This is a genomic window from Parvimonas sp. C2 (genome assembly GCF_035282405.1).
Taxonomy (GTDB): Bacteria; Bacillota; Clostridia; order Tissierellales; family Peptoniphilaceae; genus Parvimonas.
The window spans coordinates 318,590-341,698 of the sequence record NZ_JAYKBP010000002.1 but is presented as its reverse complement, the minus strand read 5'-3'; the positions used below and the strand labels follow the sequence as shown (position 1 = coordinate 341,698).

Below are 23,109 nucleotides of genomic sequence, written 5' to 3'. Positions count from 1 at the left end.
CTACTTACTTTTATCATCATATTTTGTTGCCCATCTATGTTTATTTGAATAAATAATTATAGGAACTATTAAAGAGATAATAAAGCATATAATTAGCACAATTTGATATACTTGATTGTCAGCAGCTGTTAGTTTTGATGATGGGAAAAATGAAATAATTAAAGTTGCTATTGTAATAAGCAATCCTACTGTAGCAACAATTATTTTAAATACTTTTCCACCAGGAACTTGGAATGTACGTTTTAAATTAGATTTTTTGAATATTAAAACGAAATATCCTAAGAAGAATAATATATATCCAACCAAATAGATTACAACTGTAAGTCCTATTGCTGTTAAATAACCAACTGATGAATCAGAACCTCCTGCCAATGCTATAGAACCACATAGAACTGCATCCCAAATTGTTACTATAATTGCTTGAAGTATAACTGTTTTTACTGACACTCCATTTTTATTAGTTTTTGCAAAAGATGGAGGGAGAATCTTATCATTTGCAGCTTCTAAAAGCGCTCTGGATGGGCCAACGATCCAAGAAGATATTTCTGCTAATACACCAAGAGCTAATAGAATAGCAACAATTAAAACAAGCCAATTATATTGTGAACCAAAATGTTCTATAAAGATTGTTTCAAAGGCTTCAATTACTCCATAAGATAGATTACCATTTAATATTTTGTCAGGAAGTGTTGTTGCTATGGCAAGTCCGCCAAGAGCATCAAGTAAAATTGTAAGTATAGTTAATACAATCATAACTAAAGGATATGTTCTTGTCGGATTCTTAAGCTCATTAACGTGAGATGCTGATGCTTCTACACCCATGTAACCAAGAATGAAAGAAGCAAAAATTACTAAAGTACCTGTTTCTTTGAAATTAGGAATTAGTGTTTCTGTTGTCATCTTAATTTGAGAAACACCACCAGTACTAAAGTATGCAATTAATCCTATGAAAAGTATAATAACAGGAAGAACTATTCCTCCAAGAAAACCAATCTTAGAAATTCTTTCTGTATATTTTGTTCCACCTAATTGTGCAAATGTTAGGACCCACACAATGATTGCAACTCCAAAAAACATAACTATGGGATTATTGTAAAGTGCATCAAATTTAAATACGTATGCCAATGCTGCAAGTATAAAAAATGACATAGTAACAAATCCTACTGTTATTTGAAACCATTGAAAGAATAGAGCTGAAAATCCCCATCGTTTACCTAGAGTATTTCCAACCCATGAGTAAATACCTCCAGATTCCCATCCTTCTACTGTTGCCATTTCTGCAGAGCATAATGCAACAGGCAAGAACCAAAAAATTCCACCTACAATTAGAAAGAATACAAGTTGAAATCCAGAACTAGCAAAAGACGGATATTCATATACCGTCATTACCATAGATGCTGTAATAGCAAAAAAACCAAAAAATCCTAGCTTATGTGCTGATTTGTTATTTGATTTTACTGATGATGTTGTCTTATTATTAGTCATAAAATTCCTCCTTTCATTCATCATAATCAAAATATCTTTTGGTGCTAATTTATACCATTCCTATTTTTTAAAATATTAAAAGTATCAAAATTTAATTCAAAAAATCGAAGTAAATTTATAATACTTTTATGTAAATTATATATATGTAATATATTATTCAAAAAAACTACTTACATTATAGTGATACCCCTATGCAGATTATTATATCGATAATTTTAAAATTTATATTTAGTTTGATTGGTAAAATAATGTAAATTATAATTGACTATATTTATTAAAATAAGTTATTATCAATGATTTCATTTTTGTTAGCTAAATTAGGCAAAGGGTATATTTGAAATAGTAGAATAATAATTTTTTGGAAGTTATAATTTGGGTTATAAATTATTTAAAAATATTTATCAGAGGCGAACAGATATGAGTAGTACTATGGAATATAAGAGTAATAAAAATTTAGAGCTTTCTTTAGATGATAATATTTTGTACGATAAAGAATCTTTTTCTCCAAAAGTTAAGGTAATTTATTTTTCACCTACGGGAACTACTAAAAAAACAATTAAAAATGTAATTAAAGGAATTGAGTCAAAGGAAGTATATTATGTTGATTTAACAGAGGAAAATAGAATTTCTAAAACAGAAAACATCGATACGAGCAAAGCTGATCTAATTATTTTAGGGGCCCCGGTTTATGGTGGATTTTTGTATAAAGATTTTAGAAATTATATTAAGAATATTTATTTTAATAATAAAGCTGTCGCTATAGTTTTACTATATGGAAATGCTACTATTATGTTTTCAAAAAGAGAGATTATTTCTATTGTTAAAAAGAATAATGGCAATGTTGTGGGATATGGAGAGTTTATAGGAGAACATTCTTATTCAACAAAAGAACTACCTGTTGCTATAAATAGACCGAATGAAGAAGATATTAATATGGCAATTTCATTTGGAAAGGCTATAAGAGAGGAATTAAAAAATAATATAGAAAAGAATAAAAGCTTAAGCTTATTTGATAGATTTATCGGCAAAGTTGCTGATATAAAACCTGTACATACCGGAAGAAGAATATTTACTATTCCCAAAACTGATTACGAGCTTTGTGATAATTGTGGGGTTTGTATAAAAAAATGTCCTAAAGCTTGTATTGATAATAACATTGTAACTGACAAGAATGCTTGTATTGTATGCATGGCTTGTGTAAAGGCTTGTCATAATAATGCTCGAATAAGCAAAGCAAAAAATCCATTGATAAAAATAGGATTGAAAAAAATTAATAGAAATAAAAACGAATCAAAATTTATTGTTTTTTAAAATTAGTAAATTTTGTGTTTCAATTATAAGAAAGACGATGAAGATATCGTCTCAGAGCACAGACAAAGTATAATTTTTGTCTGTGCTTTTTTTGTACATTTTTATTTTTATTAAATTATTTGACTATAGTCTAATTATTATACTACTTATTCTCTTTTTATCCGTTAAAAAAGTGTCAACAATTGCTCATTGACACTTTTGTCATCAGTCTGAGACGATGAAGATATCGTCTTTTTTATTAAAATGTAAAGTTAACTTGACATTATATAAGAATTTTGATAATATAATAATGTAAAGTAAACTTTCCGTAAAAGAGGGGATATTATGTGAGAAACAATCTAGAGCAAATAAGAAAAGAAAAAGGAATAACGCAGGAAGAGTTAGCTAGTGTACTAGAAGTGTCAAGGCAGACAGTTGGGTCATTAGAAAATGGAAGATATAATCCATCAATTATATTGGCATTTAAGATTGCAAAATTTTTTGAATTACAGATTGAAGATATTTTCATTTATGAGGAGGCAGAATATGAAAAATAAAAAATATATATTTATCACTGTTCTTGGAGTATTGCTTATAATTTTTGGAGGATATTCTGTTAAGCACTTTGAACTCACAGAGACTTTAGAGATAATTTCTTATTTAGCTATTGGACTAGGCTCTGGGCTATTCGGAAGTGGTGTAGGAAGTCTTATTAAGGAGTTTTCAACTTTAAAAAATCCAGAAGTAGCGAAAAGTATTAGGATAGAAGAAAATGATGAGAGAAATATAGCTATAGCTCAAGAGGCAAAATCACGAGCTTTTACTTTGATGAATTTTTTGTATGGAGGGGTATTTTTAACTTTTATATTAATGAAAGTTGAGCTTAAGTATCTTTTGGTAATGATAAGTTTATATGGAATTGTAAATATTTATGCTGTGATTGTTGCAAATAATTTAAGAAAGAAAATGTAGAAGAGTGGTTGAAAGATAATATATAAGATTAAGGTTCTTTTTTGTATAAATTTTTCTAATTTGTAAGTAAAAAACTATTTGAGAGAGTGAGAAGTCGCTCTCTTTTAAATTTATATAGATTAGAATTGTAACAAGTGGTATAATATAATTAAATTTGTAAGAATGTAAGTAATATATAAAATATTGGCATTGTAAAATTATAATTAAGGATTTGTGTTGGAGAGGTAAAATGACATATATTCATTTTGATGATAAAGTGATAGATGAGTTTATACAAAAAAATATTAAGGATAGAAGTAGTATTAAAACTGTATGTGATGAATTATTTATTTGGTTTGATAAAAATGTAAAATACAGTAGATTAAACGCTCCTTTTTTTCCTCTGCAAAGAAGTGATTTAGATGTTATTTCAATGCAGGCTGGAACTTGCGGTGATTATTCAAATTTATTGGTTTCAGTATTTCAAAAATTAGGATATGAAGCAAAATATGCATATATACATAAAGATTGTTATGGAGATGAACAAGACCATATATGCGTTGCTATTCGAGATAATAATGAATGGATTCTAATAGAAGCAACATTACCATATAGAAAATGGCATGGTTTTAAGTGTCAACATCAAGAATATGAATTGTTATCACCAGATGATTTTGAAGATAAGATGAAAAAAGAAGAGGTCTACTGGATGAGTGTAGCAAACAAATATGGTAATGAGTTGCTTGCTGGTTTGTTATATGCTCCGTGGATTCACGAAGAAATTATCAAGCAATCAGATAGCATATTAGAAAGTGTATTTTTTCTACTTATATTAGATGAGCAAAAAAATAAAACGATATATGCATACTATAAAAAATATACAAAGGAATCTGGAACAATTCCTGTAATGTGTATTATATCTAATGGCACACAAAAATACCGTTTTTCTTGTAAAACTTCTACTAATATATGGGATAATGAGCAATGGAGTGAAGAATATCTCGAATCAGATATTCCAAGCAAATTTAACACAGATACATTATATGAATTAAAAAATTGTATATCAAAGGTCTTATTAGATATTGACAAAGTTTTGTTTAATTTATAGAGTTTAACAAATGCTTATTTGTTTAATTAAATATAATATTTTTGGAGGGAAAGTATGAATATAGAATTATCACGATTTCGTGTCAGAAAGGGGAAGTCGGAAGTAGTAGATAAGTGGATGAATTTTTTAAATGAAAATATAGAGGAAGTATTACTTACTTTGGACGGAGAGAGAATGTATGTCGAAACTATTTTTAGAGAAAAATGTGATGATGAAGAGTATCTTTATTGGTATTCAATTCAAGGAGAAAACGGAATAAGAGTGGAAGAGTCTGATTCGTGGATAGATAAAAAGCATCTTGAGTATTGGGATGAATGTATAGATAAAAATTATCATGTTGAAATGTCAATGCAAGTTTCTATGATTCCTCATCATATAGCTAATTTGATGACGGATAATTCAATTGTTAGATAAATAAAATAGATATTTAAGGAGAAAAATATGGATAAAAAGACACTTTTAAAGTAATGGTTGCATGAGCAGAAAATTGCTCATATTAAGGGTTGGGATTTTTCTCATATTAGAGGAAGATATAGAGAAGAAGATGATCTTCCATGGGATTTTGAGAGTATTATAAAATCTTATTTAAGAGAAAGTGATTATTTGTTGGATATGGAAACTGGTGGTGGAGAATTTCTTTTATCTTTTCTATTAAATCCTAAATATACTTCAGCAATTGAAGGTTATGGGCCAAATATTAAGATATGTGAGGAGAGACTTATTCCTTTAGGAATAGATTTTAAACCAGCCGATGGTGGTGATGAACTTCCTTTTAAGGATAATTATTTTGATATTATTACAAATAGACATGGTGAATATAATATTAATGAACTTAAAAGAGTTCTTAAAAGCGGAGGATTATTCCTTACACAACAGGTTGGTGCAGAAAATGACAGAGAATTAGTGGAACTTTTAATAGGAGATGTTGATATTCCATTTCCTAAAGCTTATCTGAATATTTCAAAAGAAGAATTTATAGAAAATGGTTTTGAGATTATTGAAGAAGTAGAAGCTTATAGACCGATAGAGTTTTATGATGTTGGGGCTCTAGTTTGGTTTGCAAGGATTATAGATTGGGAATTTCCTTATTTTGAAGTTGAAAAGTATAAAGAAAATCTTTTTAAAGCACAGGAAATTCTTGAAAAAGAAGGAGTAATTAAAGGGAGAATTCACAGATATTATTTTGTTGCAAGAAAGAAATAAAGAAATTACATTTTTAGGAGGAATGAAAAATGTCTAAGTTATCTTTTAAATATCGTTTTTTTAAATTAATTATTAAGCTTATTGGGGTTAAAAGGTATTTTAATAAAAGTGAATCAGAAATTATTTCAAACGCTAGAAAGAGAATGAAAAAGACAAAAATTCCAGTTCTTTCTCATAATGAAATCAACTATGAAATCAAAGAGTTTAATGGAGCAAAGGTTGTGTATATAACACATAAAAAGCCAACAAAAAAAGCCTGTCTATTTATAATAGGAGGAGGGATGATTATGCATCCAAGTAAGAATTCTATTAAAACAGCTTTAAGAGTGGCTCTTGAAAGTGGTCGCAATATGGTTATTCCATATTATCCGCTGTGCATAAATCATACAATCGACGAAGTATATGAATGGATGTATAGTTTATATAAGTCAATGCTTAATGAATATAATGTTTCAGATATTCTCGTTACAGGAAGTTCTTCCGGTGCAACTCTTGCATTAGGACTTGTATCATATATAAATATTTCAAAGAAAGATGTTGAAGTTCCAAAGAGAATATATGCATCATCTCCAGGAGAATGTTTTAAAGATGAAGATTTGATAAAAAAGGGAGAAATGCTTGATAAAAAAGATATTTTATTGACTTTATCATTTGTTAAAATTTTTGGTAAAATTATGGCTCATGGAAAAGATGTGCCAGAGTATATGCTAAATCTTGAAAAGGGCGATTATCACGGAGTAGAGGAAGTCTATCTTTCTTATGGAAGTGATGAAGTGCTTTATGCTGCATATGATACGATAAAAGATAAACTTGAGAATGATGGAGTTAAGGTGATTTCAGAAATAGGAGAAAATTTGTTTCACTGTTATCCATTCTTTCCTATTGTGAAGGAAACTAAGTCTGGGTGGAAAAATATGTTGCAATATCACAAAATTAATGAATAAGTATATTTGGTATTTAGATAATTTAGAATTTAATGAAAGCAGAGAAATTATGGATAATAGAGATATTTTATATACTTTTTTTAAAACTGAAAATGAGCGTAATTGGGAATTGTACAAACAGTTTTTACATCCAGAAGTATGTTGGGAATTGTTCAGCAAAGAAAAGAAAAAAATTGTTGGAATAGAAAATTATATAAAAACTATAAAAAATGCATATCTAAATACGGATTCTAAATTTTCGTGTATAGATATGCAGATTTCTAAAAGCGGAAATAGAATAATCACTTATTTAGTAAATAATTTTGGTGTTCGTTCTTTGGATATTTTTGATTTTAAAGATGGAAAAATATATAGAGAATATGAGTTTATTTTAGATTGATAAATTAAAATTGTTAAATATAAAAAATTTATAGAATTTTTGACGGTAGAGATAACGTCTTTTTTTGTGTATGAAATTAATTATGTTTTTTGTACTAATTCTTTACAAAATAATGCAATTGATATATAATTATTGTAAGTTTATGTTTATTCTTTAGGAGGGAAAAAGGAATGGTTAGATTGCGTTTTGCACCAAGTCCAACAGGATATTTACATATAGGAGGACTTAGGACTGCTTTATATAATTATTTATATGCTAAGCAAAATGGAGGAAAGTTTTTGCTTAGAATTGAAGATACTGATAGAACAAGATATGTTGAAGGAGCTATTGAAAATTTGATTCACGAACTTAAATGGGCAGGAGTTGAGGCAGATGAAGGTGTTTGTCTTGATGAAAATGATAAGATTACAGAAGTTGGTGAATGTGGTCCATATATTCAATCTGAAAGAGTTGAAAAAGGGATTTACAATAAATATGCAGAGGAACTTATTGAAAAGGGTTATGCTTATTATTGTTTTTGTAGCAAGGAAAGACTTGATGATATAAAAAATCAACAAAAAGCTGATGGAAAAATTCCAAGATATGATGGACTTTGTAGAGGAGTTAGCATTGAAGATGCTAAGAAGAGAATTGCGAATGGCGAAAGTTATGTAATTAGATTAAAGTTACCGGAAAATAGAGATATTGTTTTTGAAGATGTTATCAAAGGTAAAATTACAATAAATACAAATGATATGGATGACCAAGTTTTAATTAAGGCTGATGGTTTTCCAACTTATCATTTTGCAGTAGTTGTTGATGACCATTTAATGGGAATTACTCATATTGTAAGGGGAGATGAATGGATTTCATCAACTCCTAAACATATTTATCTTTATGAAGCTCTTGGCTTTGAAAAGCCTACTTTTGTTCATTTACCAACAGTTTTGAATAAGAGTGGAAAGAAATTATCTAAGAGAAATGATGATGCGTCTGTTGAAGATTTTAGATTAAAAGGATATTTACCAGAAGCACTTATAAATTATCTTGCTCTTGTAGGTTGGAGCCCTGAAAGCAATGAAGAAATTTTATCTTTAGATGAAATGGTTAAACAATTCTCTTTTGATAGAGTTTCAAAATCCGGTGGAGTTTTTGATGTAGATAAATTAGATTGGGTTAATGCTCAATATATAAGAAAGATGGAAGTTTCAGAACTTGCAAAACTTGTTAAACCTTATTTAGTTGAAGCAGGTTTTGTAGAAGAAGATGTTTGTGAAAAAAGACTTGAGCTTATCACAAAGACTTTCCAAGAATCTATTTCAAGACTTCCTGAAATTGTTGATCAATCAAGATTCTTATTTGAAGAAGTTGAAGTTGAGTCTGATGCTTTGGAAATGAGAAATGTTGAACATATAGGAATTTTAAAGGAAAAAATAGAGGAAGAATTATCTCAAATCGATGAAATTGATGAAGAGATTGCTAAGGGCTTTATGAAAAAAGTTCAAAAGGCATCAGGATTTAAGGGAAAAGACTTGTATATGCCGGTTAGAGCATTGCTTACTGGTCAAGTTCATGGACCTGAACTTTCAAATATTTTAGAAATTTTAGGAAAAGAAGAAATTTTAAGAAGATTGGTATAGCTGGCTTATGAAAAATTTTAAAAATATTATAAAGAGACTTTTTATATTCTCTTTCATATTAATTGTTTTTTTTATAGTACCTTCAAATAATTCTTTTGCAGATACTTTTTACAAAAACACAATAAATGTTAAAATTAATAAAGACGGAAGTGCTGATATCGAAAGCATTATGGATTTTGAACCTTCAAAAGGAACTGAATACTATATTCCTATAGAAAATTTAGGGAAAAGTGAAATTTTAAATTATAATGTTTCTGAAATCATAGAAGAGAAAGAAGTTCCTTATGAAACTTTAAAAACTTGGAATGTAAAACAAACGAGAGAACAAAAAGCAAAGAAAGCTGGAGTTGTAAAGACTAAAAACGGCTATGAACTCTGTTTTGGGTTTGGCGAATATCAAAGAAAAACTTTTGTTTTAAGATATAGGGTTACAAATTTTGTAAAACTTCTAAAAGATTCCGATATGATTTATTGGCAATTTGTAAATAAGGGGTTAAATTCAGCTCCAAAAGAGGTTAAAGTTACTATTTCAAGAACTGATGGGAAATTTGACAATACTAATTCTAAAATCTGGGCTTTTGGAAACAAGGGTAATATTGAGTTTTCAAATGGAAATATAGTTTTTAATAGTTTAACAGGGCTTTCTAGTTCTAATTATGTAACTATTTTAACAAAGATAAATAAAGGAAACTTTACCTCTGGGGAAAGTATAAATAAAGATTTTTCATATTATCAAGATTTAGCTTTTAAGGGGTCAGATTATAAAAAATCTGATTCTAAAAGTAAGTTACTTAAGGATGTTATGCTCTTCGTTGTAGCACCGATAGTTGTATTCGCTTCTTTTCTTACTGTATTATTCTTAGTTAAAAAGAAAGGATATAGTAAGGGTGATTTTAAAGGAGAATATTATAGAGATATTCCTGAAAAAGAATGGTGGAAATTGTCTTATATATTAAAAAATGCAGGTTTTGACGGTAATGAGGCAATATTTAGAGCATATTTTCTAAAATGGATTCAAGCTAAGCTATTAATACCTATAACAGAAGAAAAGGGAGTTGTTTTTAAAAAGGATGTTTTAGCTTTAAAAATAAATGAAGATGCTCCTAAAGAATTTGATACGAAAATAGAAGAAAAATTTTACACTATGGTTGTAGAAGCATCTATGGGAGATGGAATTTTACAAGAAGATGAATTCTCAAAATATTTAAAAGATGAAATTAAGCAACATAGATTTCAAGAATTATCAGAAGAGTTAGAGTTTTTATCTCTTGACTATGCAAGAGAAAACAATCTTTTTGATAAAAAAACAAACGGTGAATGGACGAAAAAGTATAATGAAAAAGGTAAGGGCTTTGTCGCTAATTTAATAAAATATTATAATTATTTAAAAGATTTTTCGTTGTTGAGTGAAAGAGAAATTTCTGAGATAAAAGTTTGGAAAGAACTACTAATTTATGCTACACTTTATGATGTTACAGATGTTGTTGAAGAACAATTAAGAAAATTATCTCCAGAAGTATTAAATAATATAAATGTAGATTTAGACTCATTCCATACGGGAGTTATTTATTCTGATACTTTCTCTAATAATTTTGTAGATGCTTATTCTAGTAATGTATCAAGCTTTTTTGGTGGAGATGGTGGATACACAAGCACTGGTGGAGGGGATGACTCCTTCGGCGGTGGCGACGGTGGTGGAACTCGTTAACATAGAAATAGATATTATATAACAAAATTTAAAAAGATTTATTAAGGAGGCTTATGAAAAATTTTAGAAATGTTATAAAAAGGCTTTTTATATTCTCTTTTATATTACTAGGTTTTTTTATAGTACCTTCCAATAATTCTTTCGCAGACACTTTCTATAAGAATGAAATTAAAGTTAAAATTAATAAAGACGGGAGTGCTGACATCGAAAGTATTATGGATTTTCAACCAACAAATGGGACTGAATACTATATTCCAATAGAAAATTTAGGAAAAAGTGAAATTCTAAATTTTAAAGTTTCAGAAATTCAAAACGGGAAAGAAGTTCCTTACGAGAGTTTGAAAACTTGGAACGTAAAACAAACTAGAGAACAAAAAGCTAAAAAATCAGGAATTGTAAAGACTAAAAATGGTTATGAACTTTGTTTTGGTTTTGGAGAATATAAGAGAAAAACTTTTGTTTTAAGATATAGGGTTACAAATTTTGTAAAACTTTTGAATGACTCTGATATGGTTTTTTGGAAATTTGTAAATGATAGGCTAAATGCTCCTCCAAAAGAAGTAAAGATTACCATTTCAAAAGTAGGAGGGAAATTTGACAATACCAATGCTAAAATTTGGGCTTTTGGTAATAAAGGGAAGATTGAATTTTCAAATGGAAATATAGTTTTTACTAGTTTAGCAGGACTTTCTAAGTCTAATTATGTAACTATTTTAACTCAGATAAATAAAGGAGACTTTGCTTCTGGGGAAACCATTAATAAAAACTTTTCATATTATAAAGATATGGCATTTAAAGGTTCGAGTTATAAGAAGAATACAACAAAAAATAAATCAAAAGTTCCTTATAGAACAATTATTAGAGCTATAATATTTTTAGTTGTTGCTATTTCTGGAGCGACTGCTGCAGTTGTATCAAACAAGAAATTTAAAGGTGGACATAAAAAAGGAGAGTTCAAGGGAGAATACTATAGAGATATTCCTGAAAAAGAGTGGTGGAAATTATCTCTCATTTTACAAAGTGCAGGTTTTAGTGGAGCGGAGGCAATTATTAGAGCATATTTTCTAAAATGGATTCAAGGGAAACTTTTGCTACCTATGACTGAAGAAAAGGGATTTATTTTTAAAAAAGAGGTCTTATCCTTACAAATAAATAATAAATCAAATTATGAGTTTGAGACTTCTACAGAAAGAAAATTATTTGATATGGTTAGAGCTGCTGCTAGAGATGATGAAATTTTACAAGAAAATGAATTTTCTACTTACTTAAAAAAGACAAAAAATCAAAATGCGTTTAAATCAATTCAAGAGACTTTAAAACAAGCATCCGTTACTTATGCTCAAAATAATGACTTTCTTGTTAAGAATAGTAGAGGGAAGTCGACATATACTTACAACGATAACGGGAAAGACTTTACAATGCATCTAGTAAAGTATTATAATTATTTAAAAGATTTTTCTTTATTAAGTGAAAGAGAAGTTTCTGAAATAAAAGTTTGGAAAGATTTATTGATTTATGCGACACTTTATGATGTGGCTGAAGAAGTTGAAAAACAAATGAAGAAACTATCTCCAGAATTTTTGGAAAGTTACGATGTAGATGTTTATTCATTGCATACTGCAATGGTTTATTCTCATGTATTTTCTAGTAACTTTTTAGATGCTTATACGAAAAGTGTTCAAAGCTCTTCCGGTGGCGGCGGAGGCTTTTCAAGTATCGGCGGAGGAGGAGGCTCCTTCGGTGGTGGTTCCGGTGGCGGAACTAGATAATTGGGTATATATTCAATGAAATATATAAATATAGAAAGGAGAAAATTATGGTAGTATTATATGTAATTTTAGGAGTTGTTGTTTTACTATTATTATGGCTTATGACAAGCTACAATAAATTAGTGAGACTAAGAGAAATGGTAAAAAATGCTATGGGACAAATAGCTGCAAATGTTGAATCAAGATGGGATGCTTTAAAATCTTTAATTGATGCAACTAAAAAATACTCTGAACATGAAGCTGAAACATTGGAAAAAGTTGTTCAAGCAAGAGGAAGTGTAAACAGTAGCAGTACTGTAAAAGATATTGAAGCTGATGATAATATGTTTACTCAAGCTCTATCAAGACTTGCTGTTGTAGTTGAAGCATATCCTGATTTAAAAGCCAATGACTTGTATCTAAATACAATGGATAAAATCGATGAATATGAACAGGATGTAAAGAACTCAAGAATGATTTATAATGATATGGTTACTAAATTTAATAGAGTTGTGTTAGTATTTCCAATGGTATTAATTTCAAGAATGTTAGGATTCAGCGAATACGAATATTTCAAAAATACAGAATCAAAAACTAATCCACCTAGCTGGGATTAAGGATATTACAGTATTAAAAGTACTCGAAAGGGTACTTTTTTTAGTTGAGTTTTTATAGAGAATTTATTTACAATAAATATTGAAAAAATAGTTTTTATATGATAAAATTACTCATGCATTATTTATACGGAGGAAAATTATGAAAAAATTAAGAAGTTTTTTGTTATCTTTAGCAATGATTTTTGTTGTGGTATTGTCAACTGCTTGCTCAAGCAAAGAAGCTACTGCTACAAAAACTTTTGTAAAAGAACAAAATGGTGTTAAGGTAACCCTTGTCTATACTTATATTGAAAGTGAAGACAAAGTTGTTAAACAAACAAGTAAAACAGAGGCTTTATTCTCTGCATTTAAAGGTAGAGATATAGAGCAAGTAAAAAAACAATTACAAGATATTTCTGCTAAATTTCAAGGAATTAAAGGGATAAAAGAAACCGTTGATATTCAAGAAGATAAATTCATTGAAGAAGTGGAAGTAGATTATTCAGAGCTTGATTATGAAAAGGCAAAAAATCTTCCTGGAATGATTTTCTCAGGAGATCCTACAAAAACTAAAGTTAGTATGGAAAAAAGTGAAAAAATGTTAATGACACATGGATTTGAAGAACAAAAATAATATTTGGATGATTTTAAAGACTGTATGATTGGGGTCTTTTTGTGCTTAAATTTATTTGTAATATAGCCAGTATAGATATACAGTTAGATTGAAAAAACTCTTTTAATATGGTAAAATGAAGTGTAAATTATTTATAAGGAGAAGGGTTATGAAAAAATTAAGAAATATTCTATTGTCAGTAGCTATGATACTGGTTGTAATATTGTCAACAGCATGTACAAATAAAGATACTACTACCACAAAAAAAGATACTAATGCTACAAAAACTTTTGTAAAAAAACAAAATAGCGTGAAATCAACTGTTACTTATACTTATATTGAAAATGAAGATAAGGTTTTAAAGCAAACAACTGTAAATGAAGGTGTATATGCTGAATTACCAAATGCAAAAACTAAGGAAGCAGTTCAAAAAGTATTAGATCCTATTGCTAAAAAGTATCAAGGAATCAAAGGAATAAAACATTCTATTGACTATCAAGAAGATAAATTTGTTGAAAATTTGGAAATTGACTATGAAAATATTGATTATGAAAAAGCAAAAGAAATACTTGGAAAAGATTTTGCAGATCCATCAAAAACGAAGATTAGTATGAAAAAAACTGAAGAATTGCTAACAAATCAAGGATTCAAAGAACAAAAATAATAGAATTTTGAATTTAAAGGCAGTGTATATATACTGCCTTTGTGTTTGAAAAAATTTTTATTATGTGGTAAAATGAGTTGTAAAATTTTTTATATGGAGGTAGATTATGAGAAAATTAAAAAATATTCTATTATCAGTAGCTATGATGCTAGTTGTTATATTGTCAACGGCATGTTCAGGTAAAGGTTCTAATGCTACAAAAACTTTTGAAAAAGAAAAAAATGGTATGAAAACAACAGTAACTTACACTTATATTGAAAGTGAAGACAAAGTTATAAAACAAACAACTAAATTAGTTGGAGAATATGCTAAATTACCATCTACAAAGACAAAGGAAGCAGTTCAAAAAGTATTAGATCCGATTGCTGAAAAGTATAAAGGAATTAAGGGAATAAAGCATTCCATTGATTATCAAGATGATAAATTCGTGGAAGAAACTGAAATTGATTATGAAAACCTTGATTATGAAAAGTCAAAAACAGTTCTAGGAAAGAATTTCCAAGATCCTGCAAAAACTAAGATTAGTATGAAGAAAACAGAAGAAATGATGTCAGGACAGGGATATACTGAAGTAAAATAATATGATTTTAGAACAATTAGCAGTACAATTTTGTACTGCTTTTTTGTTGTCAAAAGCACTTTTTTATGGTAGAATTAGTCGAAGAATTTTAATACGGAGGAAAGATATGAAAAAACTAAGAAATATTCTATTGTCAGTAGCAATGCTATTAGTTGTGGTATTGTCAACAGCTTGTTCAAGTAAAGAAGCTACTGCTACAAGAACTTTTGTAATGGAGAAAAATGGTTCTAAAATTACTATGGTATACACTTATATTGAAAGTGAGGACAAAGTTGTAAAACAAACAACTACAAATGAAATTATGTATAATCAGTTGCCCAATGCAGAGACAAAAGAGGATGCTCAAAAAATTTTGGATCCAATTTCTCAAAAATTCCAAGGAATTAGAGGATTAAAAGAATCTATTGAATATCAAGATGATAAGTTTATTGAATCATTAGAAGTTGATTATACAGACTTCGACTATGAAAAAGCTAAAAGTCTTCCTGGAATGAAATTTTCTGGAGATCCAACAAAAACTAAAGTAAGTATGCAAAAAAGTGCAGAATTATTAACACAAAATGGATTTGAAGAACAAAAATAAGAAGATTTTAGAATAAAAAGGTAGTATAGTTTTTATACTATTTTTTTATTTGGAAATACTAAGGTAATTAATAAGAGTATATAGTGTTGAAAAATATTGATAAAAAGTTTTTAATATGATAAAATTAACTATAAGTTATGGGATAGTATGAAAAATAAAGAAAAGGTAAAAAAGCTATTAAATCTATACAGAAAAAATTTGAAGGCATTAGAGGAATAAAACATTCAGTGGAATATCAATAAGACGAATTTATAGATATTTTAGAAATTGATTATACTAATCTTGACGTTGAAAAAGGAAAAGCAAAGAGATTAATTTAGAAAGAATTTATAGACCTTTCAAAAGTACCTATTAGTATAAAAAAAACTGAAAAACAAATGATTAAATGTGGATGTACAGAAGAAAAATAATCTTATTTTTCCATTTAAATAATAAGGAGGTTAGATATGAAAAATATTAAAAGAATTATAACAAGTTTTATCTTAGTTTTTTCAATTTTATTATTATCAGCTTGTGGTGGAGTAAAAAGTAAAACTTATTATATTGAAAAAGACGGAAGAGAAATTACAGTGAAGGTGAAACATAAAGATGATAATGTAAATGAGATTGATATAGAGGCTAGACTTTCTTATGGATTGTTGATGGTTCAAAATCAAGAACAGGCGAAAGTTTTATTTTCTTTGGTAAAGAGTATGAGTACAAAACTTGAAGGAATTAAATTTGAGGTTGATTATGCTGAAAAAGATTTTAAATTAAAAGTTAATGTTGATGTTAATAAAGTTGATGTTAATAAAGTTAAAGGGTTTATAAGTTTGTTAGGAGAAAAAGTTCCTAAAAGCATTACAGAAAATGTTGATGAAGTATCAAAAAAAGTAAAAAGTTTTAAAGAGCTTAAAGAGACTCTTTTGAAAGCTGGATTTAAAGAAAAATAATATGAAAGTATAACAAAAAAGTAATATATTTATACTATTAGACTGGCAAAAAAGTGTCGATGAGCAATCATCGACACTTTTTTGTGGAGAAAAGATAGAATAAGTAGTATAATAATTATAATATAGACATGAATTTTCAAATAATTTTGAATTAAAACAAAATATATAAAAAAAGTATAGACATATGCTCTATCTATATTCTGATGAAATATATTTGAATTGTTTGTTAGTACTTATTATAAAAATTAAATTCAAAATATCATTTGACAGTTTAGATTCAATACTAAAAATTTTTTTCTCATAAATAAATAATAATTATTGATATTATTTAAAAATTGTGGTAATATATACTGGTAAGAGGAAATAAACTCTTTATAGAATTTTTTTAGGAGGAAAAAAATGAGAAAAAAAATAATATTATTACTTGCATTGGTACTTTCTGTGGGGATTTTAGGAGCTTGTACCAAAAAAGATGATAGTAAAAATAAAGAGGGGGAAAAGAAAACTGAGCAAAAGACTACAAAGAAGAAAGTTATCGCTACAAGTACAATGCTTACAGATTTGGTAAAGCAAATAGGTGGAGATAATTTTGAAGTTGAAGGAATGATGAAAGCGGGAGTTGACCCTCATTTGTATAAACCAACAGCAGGAGATGTTGAAAAACTTGAAAAAGCTGATGTTGTCGTTGTAAACGGATTACATTTGGAAGGACAAATGGGAGAGGTTTTACAGAGTCTAGAAAAGCAAAATAAAAATGTTGTAACTGCATCTAAGAATATTCCATCAGAAAATTTACTTCCTTGGGATGAAGAAGGAGCAGGTCCTAATGATCCACATATGTGGTTCAGTATTAAAAATTGGAAGATAGCCGCAAAAAATGTTGCGGAAGGTCTAAAGAAAGCTGATAGTTCAAAAGCTGAAGAAATAGATAAAAATCTTGCTAAATATGAAAAAGAACTTGATGAACTTTCTGATTATATAAAGAAAAGAGTAGCAGAATTGCCAAAAGATCAAAGAATTTTAGTTACTGCACATGATGCTTTTAATTATTTTGCAAAAGAGTTTGGATTTAAGGTAGAAGCTATTCAAGGAATCAGTACAGAATCAGAAGCAAGTGCAGCTGATATAAAGAAACTTTCAGATTTCTTGGTTAAAACAAAAATAAAAGCGGTTTTTGTTGAATCTTCAGTTCCTAAGAAGACTATTGAGTCTTTAGTTGAATCTTGTAAAGCTAAAGGGCATAATGTTAAAATAGGTGGAGAATTATATTCTGATTCATTGGGAGATGAAAATACAAAAGAAAATACTTTTATCTCAATGTATAAATACAATGTCGATACAATTGTTGATGCTTTAAAATAATACTTGAAAAAAATCTCCTAAATATATACTTATATTGTGGAGATTTTTTGTTTTGGAGGAATAAAATGGATGAAATAGCTGTAAAAGTTGAAGATTTAACTATTGCTTATTATCTTAAACCTGTAGTTTGGGATGTGGACTTGGATATTAAAAAGGGTAAACTTACTGCAATTTTAGGACCAAATGGTGCTGGTAAATCAACTTTGTTAAAGGCAATGCTAAATTTAATTCCCATTTCATCTGGAAAAATTTCATTTTTCGGAAAATCTTATAAAGAATTTAGAAAAGATATTTCTTATGTTCCACAAAGTGAATCTGTGGATTGGGATTTTCCAACAGATGTTTTAGATGTTGTTATGATGGGAACTTATGGAAAGCTCGGTTGGATAAAAAGAGCAGGGAAAAAGGAAAGAGAACTGTCTTTAGAATCTTTAAAAAAGCTTGGGATGGAAGATTTTGTCGATAGACAAATAAGCGATCTTTCAGGTGGACAACAACAAAGAGTTTTTTTGGCAAGAGCATTAGTTCAAGATAGTGAGATTTACTTTTTAGATGAACCTCTTAAAGGGGTTGATGCTAAAACGGAAAAAGAAATTATGAAAATTTTAAAGGAACTCAGAGACAATGGAAAGACGATTATAGTTGTTCATCATGATTTAAGAACTGTTGAGGAATATTTTGATGAGGTTGTACTTTTAAATAAGTTGGTTATTGCTTCAGGTTCTGTTAAGGATGTTTTTACAGAAGAAAATATAAATAAGGCATATAGGGTGTAGATTATGAATGGAGTTTTAGATTTGCTTACTGACTATACTTTTTTGATGATAGCTTTAGGTTCAGGACTTTTGGGACTTTTAAGTGGAATTATGGGAGTATATGTTACAGTAAAAAAAGAGGGGCTTATTTGTGATGCAATTAGTCATTCAACACTTCCTGGTGTTTGTATTGCTTTTATGGTGCTTGGAATAAAAAATTTAGAATTTTTACTTCTTGGAGCTTTTATTGCAGGAGTTATAGCTGCACTTCTTATTTTTGGAATTGATTTGAAATCAAAAGTAAAATTTGATAGTGCATTGGCGATAGTTTTGTCAACATTTTTTGGTCTTGGTGTCGTTTTACTTGCACTTATCCAAAGAAAAGCAAATACAAATCAAGCAGGTCTTGATAAATTTATATTTGGACAAGCAGCCGCCTTTTTGAAAAAAGATATATATTTTTTAATTGGAATAATTATCTTGGTATTGTTTGTAATTTTACTGTTTTGGAAAGAATTAAAACTTTTTTCATTTGATCCGGAATTTGCACAAACAAAGGGATTCTCTATAAATTTAATGACTGGAATATTAATAGTTTTACTTGTAATTTCAATAGTTATGGGAATCCAATCAGTTGGAGTAATTCTTATGAGTACAATGTTAATTGCACCACCTGTTGCTGCAAGACAATGGACGGATAGATTTAATGTTATGATGATTCTATCAGGAATTTTTGGAGCTTTCTCAGGAATTACCGGTTCATTTATAAGTATGTATTATAAAGGTCTTTCAACAGGACCGGTTATAACTATAGTTGCAAGTTTGATTGTATTTTTAAGTATTTTATTTTCACCTAAAAAAGGAATTTTATTTAGTAAAAAGAGGACTATGCAAGGAGGGGCTAAATGAGACAATTAGAAATTTTAATAGCTGTAAGTTTAGTTTCAGCTGCATGTTCACTATTGGGACCATTTTTAATTCTTAGAAAAATGGCTATGATGATAGACTCTATAACTCATACAATTTTACTTGGAATCGTAATTGCTTTTTTCATTACAAAAGATTTAACAAGCCCTTTGCTGATTGTCGGTGCCGGATTGGTTGGAATACTTACTGTATTTTTGACAGAACTTATAAATCAAAAGACAACTTTGCATGAAGATGCATCAATAGGACTTGTATTTCCGTTTTTGTTCAGTATTGCTATAATATTGATTTCAAAATTTTTAAGAGGAGTACATCTTTGTATTGACTCCGTTTTAGTTGGAGAAGTTGCATTTTCAATAATTCCTAGAATTGAATTTTTTGGGTATGAAATGTCAAAGGTTATTTTTGTAATGGCAGTGATATTTTTAATTGATTTAATTTTTATTTGGTTCTTCTTTAAAGAATTAAAAATTTCTACATTCGACAAAAATTTAAGTCTGATTTCCGGATTTGCACCAGTTGTTATTTATTATGCACTAATGAGCTTAGTTTCTATAACAACTGTAGGAGCATTTAATGCAGTAGGTTCAATACTTGTAATTTCATATATGGTTGTTCCATCTGCAACGGCATATCTTTTAACCCATGATTTAAAGAAAATGATATTTATAAGTGTTTTTACAGGTGTGTTAAGTAGTATCTTAGGATTTTATACAGCACATGTTTATGACCTTTCTATTGCAGGAACGATAGCCATAGTTAATGGATTGATATTTTTATTAGTTTTTGTGTTTGAACCAAGAAACGGAATAATCAAAAAAATATTAAATGAAAATAGAAAGAGAGTTGAATTTGCTGAAGTTACTATGATGCTCCATATAATAAATCATGAAAATACTGAAAGAGCTGACATCGAGTGTAATGTTGTAAAAATAAATGAGCATTTATGTTATGCAAAGAATAAATTTGAAAAAGTTTTAAAGAACATAGTAAATAAAAAATTTGCATATATAGAAAATGATATTATAAAAGTTACTGATATCGGTAGAGAAAAAACTTTGGATAAATTTAATGAATGGATGAAGTAAGATATATTTGAAATTGGGAAAAATTTTTTTAACTTTAATATATTTTTCGAGGTTTATATGAAAATTGCATTTTTAGACAGAGATGGGACTATTAATTTAGATTATCCTGATAAAGACTGGAAATATATTCAAAGACCTGTTTTGTTAGATGGAGCAATACGAGGAATGAAATATCTTAATGAACGAGGGTTTGAAATAATTATTGTAAGTAATCAGTATATAATAGGGGAAGGAGTTATTACAGTCGAACAATTTAACAGTTTTCATAATCAGCTTTTAGAGATATTAGCTATTAACAATATAATTGTATTAGATAGTTTTATTTGTCCTCATTCAAGAACTGACTCTTGTAAATGTTGTAAACCTAAAATAGGCTTGATTTTACAAGCTATTGAAAAATATCCAAATATAGATTTATCGCAATCAATTATGTGTGGGGATTCCATAAGTGATTTTGAATGTGCGAAGACTATAGGTTTGAAATTTTATGGTATTAATTTTGGAGAAAATAGAATAAAAAACTTGTCTGATATATCTATTTTTGTAAAATAAAGTAATTTAGAATATAATTATTTCAAAAATTTAATAAAAAATTAAAAGAGAGATAATTTTAAATAAAAAACAAAAAAGCATAGACAAAAATTGTGTTTTGTCTGGACTCTTAGCTATTGAATTTTTTCAATAGCTTTTTTGTGTCCTATATTCAGATTGATTTTTTCGGTTTAATGTAATATAATGAATTATAGAGATATGAAGGGGAGTGAAATATATGGAAACGGTTAGATTATATACTAGACAAGATATTAGATCTTTAAAAGAAATTGAAGAAAAAGGATATTTTACGAATAAAATTTCTTATGTAAAAGAAAATTTCGGAATAATTTCCGACTATATTTTAAATTGTTATAATTATTTTGTAAAAGAAGCGAGTAAAAGAGTTCCAAAACCGGATGAGGTTGAAATGCCGGTTTGGTGTGGAGTAAGTAATAAAAATTGTATGCCTCCAATTGAAAATTCAATTCTATATGTTTTGGATGTTCCTAAAGAAGAAGTAATCTACTTTGACGGAGTTAAATGGGATTATGTACTCAATCATCATTATATTCCATTAGATGAAGAAGATGATAAAAAGTATAAAAAAAGATTAAAAGATAAAGGTATAGATAATGGTTTTGAATTTTTTGAAGGAAAGTATAAGAATTTTTATCCCGAAGAAAGACAAATAGTTATAGATAGTTGGACTAGAATATTCGATATTGATGAATGGGATATTTACAGAGTTCAAGCAAATATTTGGAAAATAAAAAAAGAATGGATTTTTGCTATGGTAAAAAAAGGAGATATTATTCCTTAAGTTTAACAGGGGGATATTATGAAAAAATTTTTTAGGAAATTGGTTTTAATTTTGCCTGTTTTTATTGCTTTATCCGGTTGTTCTAAAAGTTCCAAAGTTGATGACAAGAATACAAAAAAGCAAGTAGTTAGAAAGGCAAGTAAAGAAGTTACAAAAATTTGTGGACATTATTATGCCTATGATTCACAAATTGTTGTAGATGATGGTGAATATTATGGTGTGCCTTGTATGTATTATAAGGCTAAATCTATAGACTTTGACAAATGTTCGAAAGAATCTGTTAAAAAACTTCGTGGGGATTTTACGGATGATGGAAATTTTTTAGATCCGAAAATTTATGAAGAAGATGGAAAAAAGTATTTAACAGCTGATTTTTTCCCTGAAAAGAAGTTTTGGATAAAAGACGAAAAAACCATTGTTGATGTTGAAACGAATACGGAATATAAAAAGGGCGACCCTAAATAAATATGTGGAATGAATTAAACGACTAATGGTTTTTGCCATTAGTTGTTTTTTAAAATAAGAAGTAAGGATATTATGAAAAATAAATTTAAAATTTTAGTTATATTTTGCATTTTATTGACTTCTTGTAGTAAAGGAAATGTTAAAGAGACAGAAAATACCAGTGAAAAAAACAAATTTGGGAATCACGTTATTGCAGATGCTAAGCTAGATTATTATGGAAATTTGAATGATGTTGAAAAGGAAACGGAAGTAATTGTTGTAGGTAAAAAAACAAAGCAAAATCCGTCAAAAATACAAAAAAACAACGGATATGTTAATGGTGTATATACAATCTCGAATTTTAAAATCGAAAAGGTTATAAAGGGTAATTTCAAAGCGGGAGATGTTATAGATATTTTTGAAAGTGCCGGAATAGATGAGGAAACAGGGAAGATTTATCATATTGCAGGATATGAGTTTATGGAAAAGGATGAGAAATATTTACTGTTTTTAAGACATTCGGAAACTGATTCATGGTATATGATATCAGGATTGAAATTTGGTAAAATTTCACTTTCAGGTAAAAAAGGAGATTTGCGATTAGAAATGGAAAAAGCAAATGAGTATTTGGAAGAATTTGAAAATGAAGATAGAATAAGAGAAGAAGCGATAAAAAAATATATTGAAAAGTAGTGATAAAAAATTTTGAATGCAGTCTGTTGAGTGGTTTTTACACACTGCTTTTTTGTGAAAAATATCCTTAACTTTTATAATTT

General features: G+C 28.3%; 26 protein-coding genes. 25 read left to right on the top strand and 1 reads right to left on the bottom strand.

The window, feature by feature from the left end:
- The gene (locus tag VJI95_RS04630) at positions 1-1,485 is read right to left on the bottom strand and encodes an amino acid permease (RefSeq protein ID WP_324010426.1); all 1,485 of its coding nucleotides are present in this window, start codon (positions 1,483-1,485) and stop codon (positions 1-3) included.
- Between the two features lie 417 nt (positions 1,486-1,902).
- On the opposite strand from VJI95_RS04630, the gene VJI95_RS04625 reads away from it, so the two are divergent.
- The 25 genes from VJI95_RS04625 to VJI95_RS04505 all read left to right on the top strand — a co-directional run bounded on the left by VJI95_RS04625 (position 1,903) and on the right by VJI95_RS04505 (position 23,026).
- Positions 1,903-2,796, top strand: coding sequence for a flavodoxin domain-containing protein (locus VJI95_RS04625; RefSeq protein ID WP_324010425.1), 894 nt, complete (start codon positions 1,903-1,905; stop codon positions 2,794-2,796).
- A gap of 326 nt (positions 2,797-3,122) precedes the next feature.
- Positions 3,123-3,332, top strand: coding sequence for a helix-turn-helix transcriptional regulator (locus VJI95_RS04620; RefSeq protein ID WP_324010424.1), 210 nt, complete (start codon positions 3,123-3,125; stop codon positions 3,330-3,332).
- Entirely contained in the window at positions 3,322-3,747 is a 426-nt protein-coding gene (locus tag VJI95_RS04615; RefSeq protein WP_324010423.1) for a hypothetical protein, read from the top strand. The genes VJI95_RS04620 and VJI95_RS04615 overlap by 11 nt, the downstream gene beginning before the upstream one ends.
- Before the next feature lie 229 nt (positions 3,748-3,976).
- Complete coding sequence (locus tag VJI95_RS04610; RefSeq protein WP_324010422.1) at positions 3,977-4,834, top strand: transglutaminase domain-containing protein; 858 nt, start codon at positions 3,977-3,979, stop codon at positions 4,832-4,834.
- Positions 4,835-4,888: 54 nt separating this feature from the next.
- Positions 4,889-5,248, top strand: coding sequence for a DUF6176 family protein (locus VJI95_RS04605; RefSeq protein WP_324010421.1), 360 nt, complete (start codon positions 4,889-4,891; stop codon positions 5,246-5,248).
- Between the two features lie 57 nt (positions 5,249-5,305).
- Complete coding sequence (locus VJI95_RS04600; protein WP_324010420.1) at positions 5,306-6,037, top strand: class I SAM-dependent methyltransferase; 732 nt, start codon at positions 5,306-5,308, stop codon at positions 6,035-6,037.
- Positions 6,038-6,066: 29 nt separating this feature from the next.
- Positions 6,067-6,981, top strand: coding sequence for an alpha/beta hydrolase fold domain-containing protein (locus VJI95_RS04595; RefSeq protein WP_324010419.1), 915 nt, complete (start codon positions 6,067-6,069; stop codon positions 6,979-6,981).
- A gap of 49 nt (positions 6,982-7,030) precedes the next feature.
- The gene (locus VJI95_RS04590; RefSeq protein ID WP_324010418.1) at positions 7,031-7,360 is read left to right on the top strand and encodes a nuclear transport factor 2 family protein; all 330 of its coding nucleotides are present in this window, start codon (positions 7,031-7,033) and stop codon (positions 7,358-7,360) included.
- A 170-nt stretch (positions 7,361-7,530) separates the two neighbouring features.
- On the top strand, positions 7,531-8,979 hold the full coding sequence (gene gltX / locus VJI95_RS04585; RefSeq protein WP_324010417.1) for a glutamate--tRNA ligase: 1,449 nt from the start codon (positions 7,531-7,533) through the stop codon (positions 8,977-8,979).
- A 7-nt stretch (positions 8,980-8,986) separates the two neighbouring features.
- Positions 8,987-10,687 carry a DUF2207 domain-containing protein gene (locus tag VJI95_RS04580; protein ID WP_324010416.1) on the top strand — a complete coding sequence of 567 codons (1,701 nt, stop codon included), beginning with the start codon at positions 8,987-8,989 and terminating at the stop codon, positions 10,685-10,687.
- Positions 10,688-10,740: 53 nt separating this feature from the next.
- The gene (locus VJI95_RS04575) at positions 10,741-12,456 is read left to right on the top strand and encodes a DUF2207 family protein (protein WP_324010415.1); all 1,716 of its coding nucleotides are present in this window, start codon (positions 10,741-10,743) and stop codon (positions 12,454-12,456) included.
- Positions 12,457-12,503: 47 nt separating this feature from the next.
- The gene (locus VJI95_RS04570) at positions 12,504-13,052 is read left to right on the top strand and encodes a LemA family protein (RefSeq protein WP_324010414.1); all 549 of its coding nucleotides are present in this window, start codon (positions 12,504-12,506) and stop codon (positions 13,050-13,052) included.
- Positions 13,053-13,191: 139 nt separating this feature from the next.
- Positions 13,192-13,665, top strand: coding sequence for a YehR family lipoprotein (locus VJI95_RS04565; protein WP_323999188.1), 474 nt, complete (start codon positions 13,192-13,194; stop codon positions 13,663-13,665).
- A gap of 148 nt (positions 13,666-13,813) precedes the next feature.
- Positions 13,814-14,308 carry a YehR family lipoprotein gene (locus VJI95_RS04560; protein ID WP_324010413.1) on the top strand — a complete coding sequence of 165 codons (495 nt, stop codon included), beginning with the start codon at positions 13,814-13,816 and terminating at the stop codon, positions 14,306-14,308.
- Between the two features lie 106 nt (positions 14,309-14,414).
- Entirely contained in the window at positions 14,415-14,888 is a 474-nt protein-coding gene (locus VJI95_RS04555) for a YehR family lipoprotein (RefSeq protein WP_324010412.1), read from the top strand.
- 106 nt (positions 14,889-14,994) lie between these two features.
- Complete coding sequence (locus VJI95_RS04550) at positions 14,995-15,471, top strand: YehR family lipoprotein (RefSeq protein ID WP_324010411.1); 477 nt, start codon at positions 14,995-14,997, stop codon at positions 15,469-15,471.
- Between the two features lie 446 nt (positions 15,472-15,917).
- On the top strand, positions 15,918-16,403 hold the full coding sequence (locus VJI95_RS04545) for a DUF1307 domain-containing protein (RefSeq protein WP_324010410.1): 486 nt from the start codon (positions 15,918-15,920) through the stop codon (positions 16,401-16,403).
- A gap of 399 nt (positions 16,404-16,802) precedes the next feature.
- Positions 16,803-17,765: a metal ABC transporter solute-binding protein, Zn/Mn family gene (locus tag VJI95_RS04540; RefSeq protein WP_323999180.1), complete on the top strand. Its 963-nt coding sequence runs from the start codon at positions 16,803-16,805 to the stop codon at positions 17,763-17,765.
- A gap of 65 nt (positions 17,766-17,830) precedes the next feature.
- Positions 17,831-18,541 carry a metal ABC transporter ATP-binding protein gene (locus tag VJI95_RS04535; RefSeq protein WP_323999179.1) on the top strand — a complete coding sequence of 237 codons (711 nt, stop codon included), beginning with the start codon at positions 17,831-17,833 and terminating at the stop codon, positions 18,539-18,541.
- A gap of 3 nt (positions 18,542-18,544) precedes the next feature.
- Positions 18,545-19,429, top strand: a complete 885-nt coding sequence (locus tag VJI95_RS04530; RefSeq protein WP_324010409.1) for a metal ABC transporter permease — start codon at positions 18,545-18,547, stop codon at positions 19,427-19,429.
- Positions 19,426-20,535 (top strand): metal ABC transporter permease, encoded by a 1,110-nt coding sequence (locus tag VJI95_RS04525; protein WP_324010408.1) that lies wholly within the window; start codon positions 19,426-19,428, stop codon positions 20,533-20,535. Before VJI95_RS04530 ends, VJI95_RS04525 begins: the two co-directional genes overlap by 4 nt.
- 57 nt (positions 20,536-20,592) lie before the next feature.
- On the top strand, positions 20,593-21,087 hold the full coding sequence (locus tag VJI95_RS04520) for a D-glycero-alpha-D-manno-heptose-1,7-bisphosphate 7-phosphatase (RefSeq protein WP_324010407.1): 495 nt from the start codon (positions 20,593-20,595) through the stop codon (positions 21,085-21,087).
- A gap of 217 nt (positions 21,088-21,304) precedes the next feature.
- Positions 21,305-21,889: a DUF3841 domain-containing protein gene (locus tag VJI95_RS04515; protein ID WP_324010406.1), complete on the top strand. Its 585-nt coding sequence runs from the start codon at positions 21,305-21,307 to the stop codon at positions 21,887-21,889.
- A gap of 18 nt (positions 21,890-21,907) precedes the next feature.
- Positions 21,908-22,354, top strand: coding sequence for a hypothetical protein (locus tag VJI95_RS04510; protein ID WP_324010405.1), 447 nt, complete (start codon positions 21,908-21,910; stop codon positions 22,352-22,354).
- A 72-nt stretch (positions 22,355-22,426) separates the two neighbouring features.
- A complete protein-coding gene (locus VJI95_RS04505) occupies positions 22,427-23,026 on the top strand; it encodes a hypothetical protein (protein ID WP_324010404.1) in 600 nt (199 codons plus the stop codon).
- Positions 23,027-23,109: the final 83 nt, after the last annotated feature.